Raw genomic sequence first — 16,073 nt, 5'->3', positions numbered from 1 at the left:
GGAGTAACCATGCCAAAACGTACCGACATACAAAGTATTCTAATTTTAGGTGCAGGCCCGATCGTTATCGGTCAGGCGTGTGAGTTTGACTACTCAGGCGCGCAAGCTTGTAAAGCACTTAGAGAAGAGGGTTACCGAGTTATCCTAGTAAACTCAAACCCTGCAACTATCATGACTGACCCAGAAATGGCTGATGCGACTTATATCGAGCCAATTCACTGGGAAGTTGTTGAACGTATCATTGAAAAAGAAAAGCCAGATGCTGTACTACCTACTATGGGTGGTCAGACTGCGCTTAACTGTGCACTTGACCTAGACAAGCACGGCGTACTTGCAAAGCACGGCGTTGAGCTAATCGGTGCAACAGCAGATGCAATCGACAAAGCAGAAAACCGTGAGCGCTTTGATGCAGCGATGAAGGCCATTGGCCTTGAGTGTCCTCGCGCAGAAATCGCACACACAATGGATGAAGCACGTGACACGTTAACGCGTATCGGCTTCCCATGTATTATTCGTCCTTCTTTCACTATGGGTGGTACCGGTGGTGGTGTTGCTTACAACATGGAAGAGTTCGAAGAGATCTGTACTCGTGGTCTTGACCTTTCACCTACAAGCGAGCTTCTTATCGATGAAAGCTTACTAGGTTGGAAAGAGTACGAGATGGAAGTTGTTCGTGACAAAAACGACAACTGTATCATCGTATGTTCTATTGAGAACTTCGACCCTATGGGTGTTCACACAGGTGACTCAATCACAGTAGCTCCAGCGCAAACGCTAACAGACAAAGAATACCAGCTAATGCGTAATGCATCGATGGCGGTTCTTCGTGAAATTGGTGTTGAAACAGGTGGTTCAAACGTACAGTTTGGTGTAAACCCAGCTGACGGCCGTATGGTTATCATTGAGATGAACCCGCGTGTATCTCGTTCATCTGCACTTGCTTCAAAAGCAACGGGTTTCCCAATTGCAAAAATCGCTGCAAAATTAGCAGTAGGTTACACGCTAGACGAGCTTCAAAACGACATCACAGGTGGCGCAACACCTGCATCGTTCGAGCCGTCAATTGACTACGTTGTAACTAAGATCCCTCGTTTCAACTTCGAAAAATTTGCAGGTTCTAACGACCGTCTAACGACTCAGATGAAGTCGGTAGGTGAAGTTATGGCAATCGGCCGTAACCAGCAAGAGTCACTTCAAAAAGCACTTCGTGGCTTAGAGGTTGGCGCAACCGGTTTTAACCCAGTTGTTGCATTAGATGACCCTAGCGCGAAAGAAAAAATCGTACGTGAACTTCGTGAGCCAGGTGCAGAGCGTATTTGGTATGTTGCTGATGCAATGCGTCACGGTATGAGCGTTGAAGATGTATTCGAACTGACTAAGATTGACCGTTGGTACTTAGTGCAAATCGAAGACATCATCAAAGACGAAGCGAAAATCGTTGAAGGCGGCATGGCTGGCCTGAACAAAGACTTCCTACGCCGCTTAAAGCGTAAAGGTTTTGCAGATGCACGCATCGCTGAACTACTAGGTGTTAGCGAGTCTGAAGTTCGTAAAAAGCGTCATACACTAGAAGTATTACCAGTATACAAGCGCGTAGATACGTGTGCGGCAGAATTTAGCTCAGATACTGCTTACATGTACTCATCATACGATGAAGAGTGTGAAGCAAACCCGTCTGACAAAGACAAGATCATGGTAATCGGTGGCGGCCCTAACCGTATCGGTCAAGGTATTGAATTCGATTACTGTTGTGTACACGCAGCCCTTGCAATGCGTGAAGATGGCTACGAGACTATCATGGTTAACTGTAACCCTGAGACTGTTTCAACTGACTACGACACATCAGACCGTTTATTCTTCGAGCCAATCACGCTAGAAGATGTACTTGAAATCGTTCGTGTTGAAAAGCCAAAAGGCGTTATCGTGCAGTACGGTGGTCAAACGCCACTTAAACTAGCGCGTGAACTTGAAGCGAACGGCGTGCCAATCATTGGTACTTCTCCAGATGCAATCGACCGTGCAGAAGACCGTGAGCGCTTCCAGCAAATGGTTGAGCGTCTAGACCTTCTTCAGCCTGAAAACGCAACGGTTACTTCTCTAGAAGAAGCGGTAGCAAAATCTGCTGAAATCGGCTTCCCACTGGTTGTACGCCCTTCATACGTACTAGGTGGTCGTGCGATGGAAATCGTATATGATGAAGACGATTTACGTCGTTACATGACAGAAGCGGTACAAGCGTCTAACGAAGCACCAGTACTACTTGACCGTTTCCTAGATGACGCAATTGAAATCGACGTAGATGCTATCTGTGACGGTGAGCAAGTGATCATCGGCGGTATCATGGAGCACATTGAGCAAGCAGGTGTTCACTCAGGTGACTCAGCATGTTCACTGCCAGCTTACTCATTAAGCCCTGAAATCCAAGATCGCATGCGTGACCAAGTAACACGTATGGCACTAGAGCTTGGCGTTGTGGGTCTAATGAATACACAGTTTGCTGTTAAAGATGGTGAAGTATACCTAATCGAGGTTAACCCTCGTGCAGCGCGTACTGTACCATTTGTATCTAAGGCAACGGGTGTTGCACTGGCTAAAGTAGCTGCGCGTTGTATGGCGGGTCAGTCACTTGCAAGCCAAGGCGTGACGAAAGAAATCATTCCTCCTTACTACAGCGTAAAAGAAGTGGTACTTCCATTTGCTAAATTCCCTGGCGTTGACCCAATGCGTGGTCCTGAAATGCGCTCAACAGGTGAAGTAATGGGTGTGGGTGACACATTCGCTGAAGCATTCGCTAAAGCACAGCTTGGTGCAGGTAACGTAATGCCACGTGGTGGTCGTGCGCTACTTTCAGTTCGTAACAGCGATAAGAAGCGTATTGTTGAGCTTGCTCGTACGATGCGTGAATTAGGCTTTGAACTAGACGCAACTGGCGGTACTGCGAAAGCATTAGAAGATGCAGGTATTGAAGCGCGTCGCGTAAACAAAGTATTTGAAGGTCGTCCTCATATTCTTGACCGTATCAAAAATGGTGAATACAGCTACATTGTAAACACCACTGAAGGTCGTCAAGCAATCGAAGATTCTAAAGTACTTCGTCGTGGTGCACTACAGGGCAAAGTGAACTACACAACAACGCTTAATGCTGCATTTGCTAACTGTAAAGCAAACTCTGCAGATGACCGTGCAACGGTTTCTTCAGTACAAGAGCTACACAAGCGTGTAAATTAATTGTCGAGGCATTGCCTAGTCTATGCATCGTGATATAGACTTAGTCAATTAATTGAAATATTAAAGCCCGGTTTTACCGGGCTTTTACTTCTGTACTTCTGGGAAAGAATGACAATGCAACAAACTCCGATGACAGTACGTGGTGAGCAACTACTACGTGAAGAGCTAAACGAATTAAAAACAGTTCGTCGTCCTAAGATCGTGGCTGACATTGCGGAAGCCCGTGAACACGGTGACTTAAAAGAAAACGCGGAATACCATGCTGCACGTGAAGAGCAGGGGTTCTGTGAAGGTCGTATTCAAGAAATTGAAGCAAAACTATCGACGGTACAAATCATTGACGTGACTAAGATGCAAAATAACGGCAAAGTTATTTTCGGCTCAACAGTGACAATCGTGAACTGTGATACAGACGAAGAAACAACGTATAAAATCGTTGGTGATGACGAAGCAGACATTAAGAGCAATCTAATCTCGTTTAATTCACCGATTGCGCGTGGCTTAATTGGTAAAGAATTAGATGATGCGGTAACAATTCAAACACCAAATGGTGCGGTTGAGTTTGAAATTATTGAAGTTGAGTATATCTAACTTTAATAACTTCTTGCTGTACATACTTTAAAAAAGCCAAGCATTAGCTTGGCTTTTTTATGCCTGTAATACCGTGTAATTGCAAAGTCTGCATGATAATTTAAAGTTATCTTATAAAAGAAAGGTTCAATCATTTTTAGGGATTAAAGCGGTCACTCATAGTGTTAAGAATTGCCTATTTAAGACTGTATGGATACAGAAGATAGAGCAATGTAGCAGTAATTGCTAAGAACAACGAAATAGCAAAATTGTACTTTGCTAAAGACTTTTTTTCTTTGCTATGTATTGCTTACTTATTTAAAACAATTGGTACAGCAAGGAGCGTTAATTATGGTTGCAAATACTCATCTTCAATTTTCATTGCAGCATCAATTCTTTGATGCGTTGTTAGACAAAGTATCTAGTTTGATTTCATTCGAATCCCTTACTCATTCTCACCAGCATAAATTTATTAATCAACACCAAGAAAAAAATGGCTGGGGTGCTAGGGTGCTTCATGGTGGGAAGTTTTATAAAACATTGAACAGTGCTGGAGCGTCGTATGAGGCGCTATTGATAAACGAACAAACTGAACATTGGTTTGCTTCGCTGGAAGAAATACAGTCTTACTTAAATAAGCATAATATGAATGCCACTTTTATTGAATTGACACCAAACCAAACAGTGATCCCTAGTTTTCAAAAAAAGAACATGAACTTAGTGACAGCTTCATTGTTACTGCAATGGTTTAACTTTGGTCCATTTGGTTTTCATATTGAATGGCTTAAAGAAATGCCGAACTATAATGGCAGTTATATTACTAGGGCATTACTTTATCTAGATAAAAGTTTATCTGAAAAAGAATGGTTACTTGGTTATGGACTACATTCGAACATAATGCCTATTTCAGGCAATCAGCCATCGATAAATCAAATCATGAACAGCTTAGACATATGCCGACCAATTTGTATTTTGGACGCACATTTACCGATAGCTTATATTAATGACATCACAGCTGATCTGGTTTTTAATGGGTTAAAAAAGAGAGGGGATCAACTCTATACAGATTTTGCTGCGTTTAAGAATCAATTGGATGAACAAGGTGGATTGTTTGATAAGCAATTGCTGTGGCTGATTGATGTTCTTCCAGATGAGCAGTTACTTCAGCAAGTATCTCATTTGCTGGCAACCATAGATGATACTTTGCGTAAAAGTGAAGAAGCTGGGTTCAGTTCGGTATTGGTGAATGACACACACATATTCTCTAGAACGATTATTGATTATTACCAAGACGACTCATTGCCTGTAAAAATAGTGCATGTTGAACCGGCAATTCATAATGAGAACTATAAGACTAAAATGGCCCCAGAGTACCCAATTGAGCCTTTATCTCCGTTTAGAGAACTTTTCTCGCTGATGAAGGCCCAAGAATGGAATAAAGAACAACGGGTAAGTATGAAAGCTTTTTGCACTGAGACTTCAGGGAGTGGGGGGGATTTTCAAAGCTACGTTATTTTGAATGAGGATCCACTTGATGCCTATAAAGAGGACTTACTATCAATTCAAGTACTCGGCAGGACAGATACAATAAAAGGGGGTCAGTTGACCCCATAAGGCGAATTGCAGTTACCAGCTACCAGTATTTTCCATATCGACCCAGGGTTGCTGAGGAGGTAGAGAGTCGCCTTTTTGTAATAGCTCGATAGAAATACCATCGGGTGATTTAACAAATGCCATATGGCCGCAACGAGGTGGACGATTTATGGTGACGCCTGCATCCATGAGTTTTTGACAAAGGTCATAAATATTCTCAACTGCAAATGCTAAATGCCCGAAATTCCTGCCGCCTGTGTATTCTTCGGTATCCCAATTATAAGTTAGCTCAATCGTTGGGCTAAAAGTTTGCTTAGCCGTTTCAAGCTGGCCAGGTGCCGCTAAATAAACTAACGTAAACCTGCCAGCCTCACTGTCATAACGTTTCACTTCATGAAGACCTAATAGACCACAGTAGAATGCGAGTGATGCGTCTAAGTCTTTAACGCGCACCATAGTATGTAAAAATTCCATCATTGCTCCTAATCAACTTTGTGACAGACCTCATTAAACGAATAAAGTCTCAGGTTGGTTTGAAAATTCAGTTAAATGTTCTAACTTAAATAAAATACGCGTAGCTTAACGGACTATACTTATCTAGGGTAGCCCAGATGAGTATGCAAGGGACATAAATGGCCAAATTAACCATTACCAGTGATAACAATGTCATAGATAGTATGACTGACATTGTTGCATGCTTAAATACCAGTGACTCAATTCAAAGATTCCTACTCGACATCCATTGTATTTTACAAAAAGTGACTTACGCCGATAATTTCTATGTGGTGCTATTCAAAAATAATGGTGAGCTGTCTTTTCCGTACTTTCATGATGTCAAAGATGATATTCGTGCTGAGGACTTAGAAGATATTAAGTTTGAACAAATCAAAAAGACACTTACAGCCTATGCATTAGAGCAAAAGACAATCTGTAACTTTACTGATGTAGAAATACAGCAGTTAATTGATGCTGGCACATTACAAGTGTTAGGCACAATTCCTCAACAGTGGCTTTGCTTTCCTCTGAAAAATAGAAATCACTTTCTCGGCGCCTTCATTATTCAATCCTACCGCCGTAATGATGAATACTCTGGCGTTATTGTTGATGTACTCTATACGATTAGTCATGTTATTTCTTCTGCGCTAGATGCATTTAATAACCAACAAGCGTTGCTTGAAGCTAACCAAACTTTGCAAGATTACCAAGCCGAATTAGAAAAGCATGTTGCAGCTAGAACACAAGAGTTACAGCAAAGCTTAGAAGACTTACAGCATGAGGTTGAGAAAAGTGAAAAGCTGCAATCACAACTAGAATATGAATCTCTGCATGACAACCTCACAAACTTGGCGAATCGGAAGTATCTATTCAAAGAGCTGTCACGATTAGCCTCAAAATCTGAACGAAACAAAATTGAAGTATATGTGTTGTACCTGGATTTAGACGACTTTAAACCGATAAACGATGAGTTTGGTCATAAAAGTGGTGACTTGGTTTTAAGAACAGTTGCACAAAGACTGACCAGTGAAGTGAGAGGGTATGACTTGGTTGCCAGAATTGGTGGTGATGAGTTTGTGGTTTTGCTGATGGAGCCGTTACACTTTGGCGTACTCGATCAACTTTGTCAGCGATTGTTACGCAGTATTCAACAGCCGATACAATTAGAGTCTGAACAAGTCGTTAATTGTGGCTGTAGTATTGGTGTAGCAGGAAATTATACTCAGCAATTTACTGCTGAAAATTTACTTCATCAAGCTGATCAGTCTTTGTATGCAGCTAAAAACAAAGGCAAAAACCAAGTTCACTTTGCTATGAGTCATGAGCAATAGGTTTAACTTGCTTTATCTTTTAGTTGCTTTAGGATCAAACTCAAACGTTTTTTAAATATCTTGATATGATCTTAAGACTGTTACTTCTATGTTGTTTACTCTCTCCAAGCCTAGTTAAGGCGATAGAGGTTTTAGACCTTTATGAGAGTACGCTCTATATCGATGATAAAACGCGCGCCAGTCGCGTTGATGCCAGTAAAGCGGCGCTTACCAATGTGATTAAAAAGCTCACAGGTAAGTCAGAAGTAGATTCTCATCCTTTAATTCGCCAAGCGATGCGCTCAATTTCTGACTATATGTTGAAGTATGAGTATCTAGAAACGCGTGATGGTGAACTACAGATCAAAGTAAAATTCGAAGCGCAAAAAGTCGAAGAGTTGGTGCAAGATGCAAATTTACCTTTATGGGGTAATAGGCGACCAAAGATAGCCATTTGGCTTGCGATTGAAGATGGTTTTCGCAGAGACTTCGTCACCCAAGAAAGCTACCCTCAGTTAGAACGTCTCATTTATGATACGGCCCAAGATTGGGGCGTACCAGTGGTTGTGCCACTAATGGATTTAGAAGATAGAAGCAAAGTCGGTATAGCTGAAGTGTGGGGCAATTTTTCAGAACCAGTTGAAATTGCGTCGATGCGTTATCAAGCCGAGCGCGTGATCACAGCAAGAATGTTCAAACCAGAAGCCAGTGATTTCTGGCAACTTGAGTGGCGCTATACCGATGCTGAATTATTTGAATCGAATCAATTGGTAGGCGACAAGCAGCAGGTACTGATTCAAATGGTTAATAATTTTTCTGATGCTTTGGTTAAGCAGTTTGCTATTGATCCAAATAAAACTTATGCATCAGCTAGCTCAGTACTGACAGTCGATAAACTCTCTGACTTTGTGACCATAGAGCAGGCGAGAAGGCAGCTTATTAGTATCAGTACCGTTGTTGAAGTGGACGTCATCGAACGTACTAATGATGCGGTAAAGTTTTTAGTTGAACACACTTCAGATGTCACAGACTTAGTTAAAGCGATTAAACTTGAACAAAGCTTTACACCGTTTGTAGACCCAAGAGCTTTTTATCAACTTGAAGATAGCCATAACCTCAAGTATTCATGGGTAGGCGAATAATGCAGTTAGAGCCAATGCAAATGGCTTTGCCGGTGACTTTACCTGATGATGAAACATTCAGTGCCTATTTTGGTGGGGAAGAATCACTTGAGGTAAATCACCTAAAGGCGACATTAGAAAATCGCAATGAAGATTTTCAGTTCACTTATCTATGTGGCTTAGCTGACTCGGGAAAGTCTCACCTACTTTATGCCACCTGTATTGCGGCACAAGAGTTAGGCTTATCAACCATGTTATTAAGCCTTCGCGAAGTGATTAGTTTTGGTCCAGAAGTACTCGATGGTTTAGAGTCTTTGGATGTACTGTGTATAGATGACGTGCATTTAGTAGCTGGTGTTGATGTGTGGGAAAAAGCGCTATTTAACTTTTTCAATCGTTTTAATGAAAAAGGTAAGTGTTTAGTGGTCACGGCAGATTTACTGCCTGATATGCTACATATCAATTTGCCTGATTTAGAGTCTCGTCTAAAGTGGGGCACAACTTTCCAAATTCGCTCTATGAGTGATGATGATAAAGCAGAAGCTTTAGTTAAACGCGCTAACATGCGCGGTCTTGAGTTAACCGACGAATGTGCGCGTTTTTTACTGACTAGATTAAGCCGTGATATGCGCGCTTTACTCGATATTTTGGACAGACTCGATCATGCATCCATGGCTGCACAAAGAAAACTCACAATTCCTTTCATAAAAGCCACTTTAAAACTGTAGAAGGGCTAGAATCCAGCCCTTGCTTTCAGTTATCATTGTCGATTAATAAACAGCAAATTACCTCAATAAAGATCAGGTAGAAAATGAACTTAGAGAATATCTTAGCCGAAGCGCTTGAAGCCGTTTCGAGCGCGAGCGAAATTGCGCATCTTGAAGATGTACGCGTAAAATACCTTGGTAAAAAAGGTGAGATCACAGGTCTTTTAAAGACTTTAGGTAAATTGGCACCAGAAGAGCGTAAAGACGCCGGTGCAGTGATCAACAAAGCTAAAACGCAAGTACAAGACGCAATCAACGAAAAGAGAGAAGCACTGGTTGCTGCTGAGCTTGAGAAGAAACTAGCCGCAGAAACAATTGATGTGACTTTACCAGGTCGTGTAATGCCGACAGGTGGCATTCACCCAGTAACTCGTACAATTGAAAGAATTGAAACTTTCTTTGGTGAGTTAGGTTTTGCTGTTAAATCTGGTCCTGAAGTTGAAGACGACTTCCACAACTTTGATGCACTGAATATTCCTGAGCATCATCCAGCACGAGCTGATCACGATACTTTCTACTTTAACCCTAAGTTGGTTTTACGTACGCAAACAAGTGGTGTACAGATCCGAACTATGGAAACTGAACAACCGCCACTACGTATTATCTCTCCAGGCCGTGTTTATCGTAACGACTACGACCAAACACACACGCCAATGTTCCACCAAGTTGAAGGCCTAATGGTTGATACTGACGTGAGCTTTACTGAACTGAAAGGTATTTTGCACGACTTCTTACGTAACTTCTTTGAAGAAGATATGGAAATCCGTTTCCGCCCATCTTACTTCCCGTTTACAGAGCCTTCAGCTGAAGTAGACGTAAAAGGTAAAAACGGTAAATGGTTAGAAGTATTAGGTTGCGGCATGGTGCATCCAAACGTACTTAAGTCTGTTGGCATTGACCCAGAAAAATACACTGGCTTTGCATTCGGCATGGGCGTTGAGCGTTTAACTATGCTTCGCTACGGTGTGAACGACTTACGTGCGTTCTTCGAAAATGACATGAAATTCCTTAACCAATTCAGATAAGAGCGAAAAGAAATATGAAATTTAGTGAAAAGTGGTTACGTGAGTGGGTAAATCCAGCTATCGATACCGAGGCTCTTTCTGAACAACTTTCAATGGCTGGCCTTGAAGTTGATGGTGTAGACGCTGTTGCTGGTGACTTCAGTGGCGTTATAATTGGTGAAGTGGTTGAGTGTGGTCAACACCCAGATGCTGACAAATTACGCGTAACAAAAATCAATGTAGGTGAAGATGAGCTGCTAGACATCGTGTGTGGTGCAGCAAACTGTCGCCAAGGTCTAAAAGTTGCAGTTGCTAAAGTTGGTGCGGTATTACCGGGCGACTTCAAAATTAAAAAAGCAAAGCTTCGTGGTCAACCTTCTCACGGCATGTTATGTGCGTTTGAAGAGCTAGGCATGGCTGAAAGCTCTGACGGTATTTTAGAACTGCCAGCAGATGCACCAATTGGTCAATGTATTCGTGAATACTTTAACCTTGATGACGTGACAATCGATGTTGACCTAACAGCGAACCGCAGTGACTGTTTAGGCATTAAAGGTCTTGCTCGTGAAGTTGGTGTATTGAACAGTCAAGACGTGACTGAAGTTGCTATTGCAGCCGTTGAGCCAACAATTGAAGACACGATTAATATTGAGCTAGTGAACAGCCAAGCTTGTCCTCGTTACTTAGGTCGTATCATTAAGGGTATCAACCTTGAAGCGACAACACCGCTTTGGATGGTTGAAAAGCTTCGTCGTTCAGGCGTACGTTCAATCGACCCAGTTGTTGACGTGACAAACTATGTGTTACTAGAGCTTGGTCACCCAATGCATGCATTTGATTTAGCAGCTATTGAAGGTGGTATTAAGGTTCGTAACGCAAACGAAAATGAAGAGCTAGTGTTACTTGACGGTAATACTGCAAAACTTAACCCATCAACGTTACTTATCGCTGATGAAAATAAAGCGCTAGCAATGGCGGGTATTTTTGGTGGTGAAGGCTCAGGCGTTAAAGAAGGCACGCAAGACATCTTACTTGAAAGTGCATTCTTCGCACCACTGGCAATTGCTGGTCAAGCGCGTAGCTACGGCTTACACACAGATGCATCACACCGTTACGAGCGTGGTGTTGACCCTAAATTGCAACGCGATGCCATGGAACGCGCAACAGCATTACTTCTTGAGATTGTTGGCGGTGCAGCAGGTCCAGTAGTAGAAGCTGTATCTGAAGCAGATCTTCCAGCTGAAAAGTCAGTAACACTGCGTCGTGAGCGTTTAGACCGTGTTATCGGTTATCACATTGAAGATGCTAAGGTAACAGATATCCTAACTCGTTTAGGTTTAACGGTTGAATTTGCAAACGACACTTGGAGCGCACAAGTGCCAAGCTATCGTTTCGATATCAGCATCGAAGAAGACCTTATCGAAGAAGTGGCGCGTGTATTTGGTTATAACAATATTCCAAATGTAGCACCGACTGCAGCGCTTAAGATGACGACACACCAAGAAGCTAAGCTTCCGGTTGCTAAATTCAGAAATGAGCTTGTTGCACGTGGCTACCAAGAAGCAATTACGTATAGCTTCGTAGACCCTAAAGTACAGCAGCAGCTTCACCCACAAAGCGATGCATTAGTATTACCACACCCAATTTCGATTGAAATGTCGGCAATGCGTGTAAGCTTACTGACAGGTTTAATCAATACGGTTGTATATAACCAAAACCGTCAGCAATCACGTTTACGCTTCTTTGAGCACGGCTTAAAGTTCTTAAAAGATGAGACTGCAGAAAACGGTGTGAGCCAAATCGCGGTTCTTGGCGGTATTATTTACGGTAATACACATAACGAGCATTGGTCAATTGAGTCTAAGCCAGTTGATTTCTTTGACGCTAAAGGCGATGTAGAAGCGCTTATCGCTTTAACAAATGACGTAAGTCGTTTCTCGTTTAAAGCTGAAGCAAATGATGGCCTTCACCCAGGTCAATCAGCGTCGATTTACCTTGATGACAAGAAAGTTGGTTTTATTGGTGCTGTACACCCTCAGCTTCAAAAGTCTCTTGGTTTAAACAATGCGGCGTTTGTATTTGAAATTGAAGCAGATGCATTAGCCGCTCGTAAGCTACCAGAAGCGGTTAGCGTGTCAAAATTCCCATCAAATCGCAGAGATATTGCTATTTTAGTTGCGGATGACGTAAAAATAGGCGATATTTTAAATAGCATTGAGAAAGTTGGCGGAAATCAATTAGTTGACCTAAACTTATTCGATGTGTACAAGGGCAAAGGTATTGAGCCGGGCTTTAAGAGCCTAGCGATTGCTCTTACATTGCAAGCCGCTGATAAAACGCTCGAAGAGAATGATATCAATACGCTTGTAGAAAACGTGGTGGCAGAACTTGCCAACAAATTTAATGCATCGTTGAGGGACTAGATATGGCGCTTACTAAAGCAGACATAGCTGAACACCTATTTGAAAAATTGGGGATGAACAAAAAGGATGCCAAAGACATAGTTGAAGCGTTTTTTGAAGAAATCCGCTCAGCGCTGGAAAAAGGAGAGCAGGTAAAGCTTTCTGGTTTTGGCAACTTTGATCTAAGAGACAAGAAAGAGAGACCAGGACGTAATCCTAAAACTGGAGAAGATATTCCAATCTCTGCGCGTCGTGTTGTAACTTTTCGCCCTGGGCAGAAGTTGAAGACACGTGTAGAAGTGGGAACAAGCAAAGAATAGCTTATCTAGTCTCACCTGATTTATAAAGAAAACCCTAGCGTGAGCTGGGGTTTTTTATTTTGAAAAGCTAAAAGCTAAAAGCTAAAAGCTAAAAGCTATAAGTTAAAAGCTAAAAGCTAAAAGCTAAAAGCTAAAAGCTAGAACATAGAATAACTAACTGTAAGAGTTGAATGACTAGAACAGACCTAGAATTCCGGCATAAAAAACGCCTCATTAAGAGGCGTTTTCAGTATTGTTTGATAAATTAATCAATCAGGTCTTCAACACCAACGATTAACCAAGGTGCATCACCTTGAGTTTGGCGCTCTAAGTGCCAAATCTCATGAATTGGCTCTTCTTGATTATCACCAAGGTCACGGTATTTACCTTTAAACATAATGCTCACTTCCCAAACATGTGGGTGCGTGTCTGCACGAACAAGTTGTGCATCAACAAACATTACTTCAGTTGCAACACTGTCATGTTGTTCACGTTCAGCTTTAAATTCTTCAACTAATGCTGGGCTTAGGTACTCAGCCATTTTGTTGTAGTCTTTGTCATTCCACGCTTGTTGTACTGTGTGGTAGTGGTCACGAGCGCCTTGTAAGAAGCCGTTAACATCAAAATCTTTAGGCAGGTTAAATGGCACATCATTTTGCTGTCCGAAACCACCTGAAGACTGAAGAGGCTGCTGCGATTGGAATTGCTGTGGCTGCTGTTGGAATTGTTGCTGCTGACCAAACTGAGGGCCACCTGCCATTTGTGGCTGCTGGCGCTTTGCCATCATGCCTTTGATCAGCTTGAAAATAACAAATGCGGCAATCGCCAGTAGGATCATTTCTAAGAACTGGAAGCCTTCAAAATCATCACCCATCATGGCTGCAATTAAACCACCTGCTAATAAACCACCAAGTACACCGGCCATAATGCCTTTTTTACTTGATTTACCAGCTGTTTTTGCAGGAAGGCTTTTTGTGTCAACTTGTTGTTTTTGCTGAGTAGTTGAAGTGCTGTGCGTTTTTCCTGATTTCTTTTTACCGAACTTTTTACGTGCTTCAGCATCGAAGCTAGTTGCGAATAAAAGTGATATCAGTGAAAAAATAACGAGAAAGTTTTTCATACTATTCCTATTAAACTGAAATTTTGGTTAGTTTAAATAATGAATAGTGAAAGTTAAATAAAATTTTATAAAAAAGTGTCAAGTGACAGTTTTTATCGAACTAAATGTCAACAAATATGGAATTCAGTAACACTCAGTGATCCCCATATCGACGATCCGATCTGTTTCACCACTGTTGTTGAATTGATATAGACTTTTATTGATGTCGCCCAGCAATGTTCGCCAGCGAGAAGATTGCTTGCTCAATGCAAAATAGAGGTTATTGTACTGAAGCGAATGGGTTTCTCGCTCTATATTACGTAATAGAGTCGCTTTTTCAGGTCGTGGCAGTTCAGAGTAACTGACGGTGAATTTAAGTACTTTGGGGTCGCCAATGATTAGGTCGACACGTTTACCGACCAATAACTTAACCAGTTGCAGGTCGTCTACTGCTTCAATAATGGTAAATTCGTTGTTGTCCATCATAGCATCAAATTCAGGGGTGTTTTGATACCCTCTGACAACCCCAATTTTTTGCCCTTTAAGTGACAGTAAGTTGCCGTTAAACCTGTCAAGGTCGCCTTTGCGTTTTAAAAAGCCAATCTCCCCGCCGGGGAAGGGGTTTGAAAGCGCGAGGAGTTCTCGCCTAGTTTTGCCCTCAACAGTGTCTGAAGGGGCTGAGTCTTCAATGTAGTACTCTGGCATGAGAATATCAGCTTTGCCGAGCTCAGCAGCTCTTACTGCCCTCGCCCAAGGTAAAAACTCGATATAAACACTGTAACCTCTCTCAACAAGTAAAGCGACGGTGAATTGAAACACCCAGCCTTTATTACATAGTTGGTTACCAATATAAGGCGGCCAATCAAGTGTTACGATGTGAACAGGTTCTGAGTCATTAGCATTAAACAGTAAACCATTTTTGTATTCTTTACCTTGAACAACTTGATACATCGAATTTTTGAAATAACCAACATTCATGCTGGCAACAGCATTGGCGCTAAAAAAGAGAAGTATAAAAATAAATAGTCGCATGAAGGCGTTAGTTTGATAAAAACTTAATTCTAAGTTTAGGAAGCTCAGGTGAAAACGCAAAGGCAAAAACGAAGAAAGCCGACAATAGTCGGCTTTCTTATGTGTCAAAAAGTCAGTAATTGAATTACTGAACTAATTCTTGATCGCTGAACTTGTCTGCAAATAGAGGGCTTGATAGGTAACGCTCTGTTGCACTTGGTAAAATAACAACAATGTTCTTATCGGCGTTCTCAGGCTTCTCAGCAAGACGTTTAGCTGCAACAACAGCAGCACCTGAAGAAATACCCACTAGGATACCTTCGTCACGCATTAGTTGGTGTGCCATTTCAATTGCATCTTCATTTGAAACTAGCTCAGTACCGTCAATAAGTTCTAAGTCAAGGTTACCTGGAATGAAGCCAGCACCAATACCTTGAATTTTGTGAGGACCAGGCTTAACTTCTTCACCTGCAAGTGTTTGCGTGATAACTGGAGAATCAACAGGTTCAACCGCGATAGCTTTTACATCAAGACCTTTCTCTTGCTTAAGGTAACGTGTAGTACCAGAGATAGTACCGCCTGTACCAACACCCGCTACGAAGAAGTCAACTTTACCTTCCATCGCTTCAAAAATTTCAGGACCCGTTGTTTCGAAGTGAATTTTCGGGTTAGCAGGGTTCTCGAATTGCTGAAGTAATACGTACTTTTCTGGATCGCTCGCTAGGATCTCATTCGCTTTTTCAATCGCGCCTTTCATGCCTTTAGCACCTTCAGTCAGAACTAAGTTAGCACCTAATGCTTTAAGTAGCTTACGACGCTCAAGGCTCATTGTGTTTGGCATAGTTAGCGTTAGTTTATAACCACGAGATGCAGCAACAAACGCAAGTGCGATACCTGTGTTACCAGATGTTGGCTCGATGATTTCTTTGCCTTCAGTCAAAGTGCCTGCTTTTTCAGCTTCCCAGATCATTGAAGCGCCAATACGACACTTAACACTGAAGCTTGGGTTACGTGCTTCAACTTTAGCGAAAACGTTACCACCCGTTACACGGTTTAATTTAACAATCGGAGTATTGCCAATAGTTAGGCTATTATCTGCAAAGATTTTAGACATTGTGTTCTCTTTCATGATCTAGATTTAATTAGTGTTCACTTTACTGAGGTCGGACAAAAA

Annotated in this window: 13 protein-coding genes; 9 read left to right on the top strand and 4 right to left on the bottom strand. The window is 41.9% G+C overall.

Annotation, left to right across the window (positions count from 1 at the left end; genetic code table 11):
• Nucleotides 1-9: 9 nt before the first annotated feature.
• From carB to AAEU28_RS04400, 3 genes are all read left to right on the top strand, one after another.
• Entirely contained in the window at nucleotides 10-3,228 is a 3,219-nt protein-coding gene (gene carB, locus AAEU28_RS04410; protein WP_421963116.1) for a carbamoyl-phosphate synthase large subunit, read from the top strand.
• Between the two features lie 114 nt (nucleotides 3,229-3,342).
• On the top strand, nucleotides 3,343-3,819 hold the full coding sequence (greA, locus tag AAEU28_RS04405; protein ID WP_421963115.1) for a transcription elongation factor GreA: 477 nt from the start codon (nucleotides 3,343-3,345) through the stop codon (nucleotides 3,817-3,819).
• A 330-nt stretch (nucleotides 3,820-4,149) separates the two neighbouring features.
• Nucleotides 4,150-5,412 carry a hypothetical protein gene (locus AAEU28_RS04400; RefSeq protein ID WP_421963114.1) on the top strand — a complete coding sequence of 421 codons (1,263 nt, stop codon included), beginning with the start codon at nucleotides 4,150-4,152 and terminating at the stop codon, nucleotides 5,410-5,412.
• Nucleotides 5,413-5,424: 12 nt separating this feature from the next.
• Here the strand turns inward: AAEU28_RS04400 and AAEU28_RS04395 are convergent, their stop codons facing one another.
• On the bottom strand, nucleotides 5,425-5,865 hold the full coding sequence (locus AAEU28_RS04395) for a VOC family protein (protein WP_421963477.1): 441 nt from the start codon (nucleotides 5,863-5,865) through the stop codon (nucleotides 5,425-5,427).
• 158 nt (nucleotides 5,866-6,023) lie between these two features.
• On the opposite strand from AAEU28_RS04395, the gene AAEU28_RS04390 reads away from it, so the two are divergent.
• The 6 genes from AAEU28_RS04390 (at nucleotide 6,024) to ihfA (ending at nucleotide 12,810) form a co-directional block, all read left to right on the top strand.
• Nucleotides 6,024-7,217 carry a diguanylate cyclase gene (locus AAEU28_RS04390; protein WP_421963113.1) on the top strand — a complete coding sequence of 398 codons (1,194 nt, stop codon included), beginning with the start codon at nucleotides 6,024-6,026 and terminating at the stop codon, nucleotides 7,215-7,217.
• Between the two features lie 65 nt (nucleotides 7,218-7,282).
• Nucleotides 7,283-8,338: a DUF2066 domain-containing protein gene (locus tag AAEU28_RS04385; RefSeq protein ID WP_421963112.1), complete on the top strand. Its 1,056-nt coding sequence runs from the start codon at nucleotides 7,283-7,285 to the stop codon at nucleotides 8,336-8,338.
• Complete coding sequence (gene hda, locus AAEU28_RS04380) at nucleotides 8,335-9,045, top strand: DnaA regulatory inactivator Hda (protein ID WP_390442390.1); 711 nt, start codon at nucleotides 8,335-8,337, stop codon at nucleotides 9,043-9,045. Before AAEU28_RS04385 ends, hda begins: the two co-directional genes overlap by 4 nt.
• An 83-nt stretch (nucleotides 9,046-9,128) precedes the next feature.
• A complete protein-coding gene (gene pheS / locus AAEU28_RS04375; RefSeq protein ID WP_058030551.1) occupies nucleotides 9,129-10,109 on the top strand; it encodes a phenylalanine--tRNA ligase subunit alpha in 981 nt (326 codons plus the stop codon).
• Between the two features lie 14 nt (nucleotides 10,110-10,123).
• Nucleotides 10,124-12,511, top strand: a complete 2,388-nt coding sequence (pheT, locus tag AAEU28_RS04370; RefSeq protein ID WP_421963111.1) for a phenylalanine--tRNA ligase subunit beta — start codon at nucleotides 10,124-10,126, stop codon at nucleotides 12,509-12,511.
• A 2-nt stretch (nucleotides 12,512-12,513) separates the two neighbouring features.
• On the top strand, nucleotides 12,514-12,810 hold the full coding sequence (gene ihfA, locus AAEU28_RS04365; RefSeq protein ID WP_058030549.1) for an integration host factor subunit alpha: 297 nt from the start codon (nucleotides 12,514-12,516) through the stop codon (nucleotides 12,808-12,810).
• Nucleotides 12,811-13,054: 244 nt separating this feature from the next.
• On the opposite strand, the gene AAEU28_RS04360 is transcribed toward ihfA, so the two are convergent.
• From AAEU28_RS04360 to cysK, 3 genes are all read right to left on the bottom strand, one after another.
• Complete coding sequence (locus AAEU28_RS04360) at nucleotides 13,055-13,909, bottom strand: Tim44 domain-containing protein (protein WP_421963110.1); 855 nt, start codon at nucleotides 13,907-13,909, stop codon at nucleotides 13,055-13,057.
• Nucleotides 13,910-14,032: 123 nt separating this feature from the next.
• Nucleotides 14,033-14,920, bottom strand: coding sequence for a substrate-binding periplasmic protein (locus tag AAEU28_RS04355; protein WP_421963109.1), 888 nt, complete (start codon nucleotides 14,918-14,920; stop codon nucleotides 14,033-14,035).
• 124 nt (nucleotides 14,921-15,044) lie between these two features.
• Nucleotides 15,045-16,013: a cysteine synthase A gene (cysK, locus tag AAEU28_RS04350; RefSeq protein WP_130256988.1), complete on the bottom strand. Its 969-nt coding sequence runs from the start codon at nucleotides 16,011-16,013 to the stop codon at nucleotides 15,045-15,047.
• Between the last annotated feature and the right edge of the window lie 60 nt (nucleotides 16,014-16,073).

This window comes from Pseudoalteromonas sp. SS15, assembly GCF_049257195.1.
Classification (GTDB): domain Bacteria; phylum Pseudomonadota; class Gammaproteobacteria; order Enterobacterales; family Alteromonadaceae; genus Pseudoalteromonas.
The sequence above is the reverse complement of the archived record's forward strand: the minus strand, read 5'-3'. Positions and strand labels throughout refer to the sequence as shown.

What these genes read in the sequence shown, in the direction of transcription:
- carB (WP_421963116.1), top strand. Translation starts at nt 10, where the DNA reads ATGCCAAAACGTACCGACATACAAAGTATTCTAATTTTAGGTGCAGGC.
- greA (WP_421963115.1), top strand. Translation starts at nt 3,343, where the DNA reads ATGCAACAAACTCCGATGACAGTACGTGGTGAGCAACTACTACGTGAA.
- AAEU28_RS04400 (WP_421963114.1), top strand. Translation starts at nt 4,150, where the DNA reads ATGGTTGCAAATACTCATCTTCAATTTTCATTGCAGCATCAATTCTTT.
- AAEU28_RS04395 (WP_421963477.1), bottom strand. Translation starts at nt 5,865, where the DNA reads ATGGAATTTTTACATACTATGGTGCGCGTTAAAGACTTAGACGCATCA.
- AAEU28_RS04390 (WP_421963113.1), top strand. Translation starts at nt 6,024, where the DNA reads ATGGCCAAATTAACCATTACCAGTGATAACAATGTCATAGATAGTATG.
- AAEU28_RS04385 (WP_421963112.1), top strand. Translation starts at nt 7,283, where the DNA reads ATGATCTTAAGACTGTTACTTCTATGTTGTTTACTCTCTCCAAGCCTA.
- pheS (WP_058030551.1), top strand. Translation starts at nt 9,129, where the DNA reads ATGAACTTAGAGAATATCTTAGCCGAAGCGCTTGAAGCCGTTTCGAGC.
- pheT (WP_421963111.1), top strand. Translation starts at nt 10,124, where the DNA reads ATGAAATTTAGTGAAAAGTGGTTACGTGAGTGGGTAAATCCAGCTATC.
- ihfA (WP_058030549.1), top strand. Translation starts at nt 12,514, where the DNA reads ATGGCGCTTACTAAAGCAGACATAGCTGAACACCTATTTGAAAAATTG.
- AAEU28_RS04360 (WP_421963110.1), bottom strand. Translation starts at nt 13,909, where the DNA reads ATGAAAAACTTTCTCGTTATTTTTTCACTGATATCACTTTTATTCGCA.
- AAEU28_RS04355 (WP_421963109.1), bottom strand. Translation starts at nt 14,920, where the DNA reads ATGCGACTATTTATTTTTATACTTCTCTTTTTTAGCGCCAATGCTGTT.
- cysK (WP_130256988.1), bottom strand. Translation starts at nt 16,013, where the DNA reads ATGTCTAAAATCTTTGCAGATAATAGCCTAACTATTGGCAATACTCCG.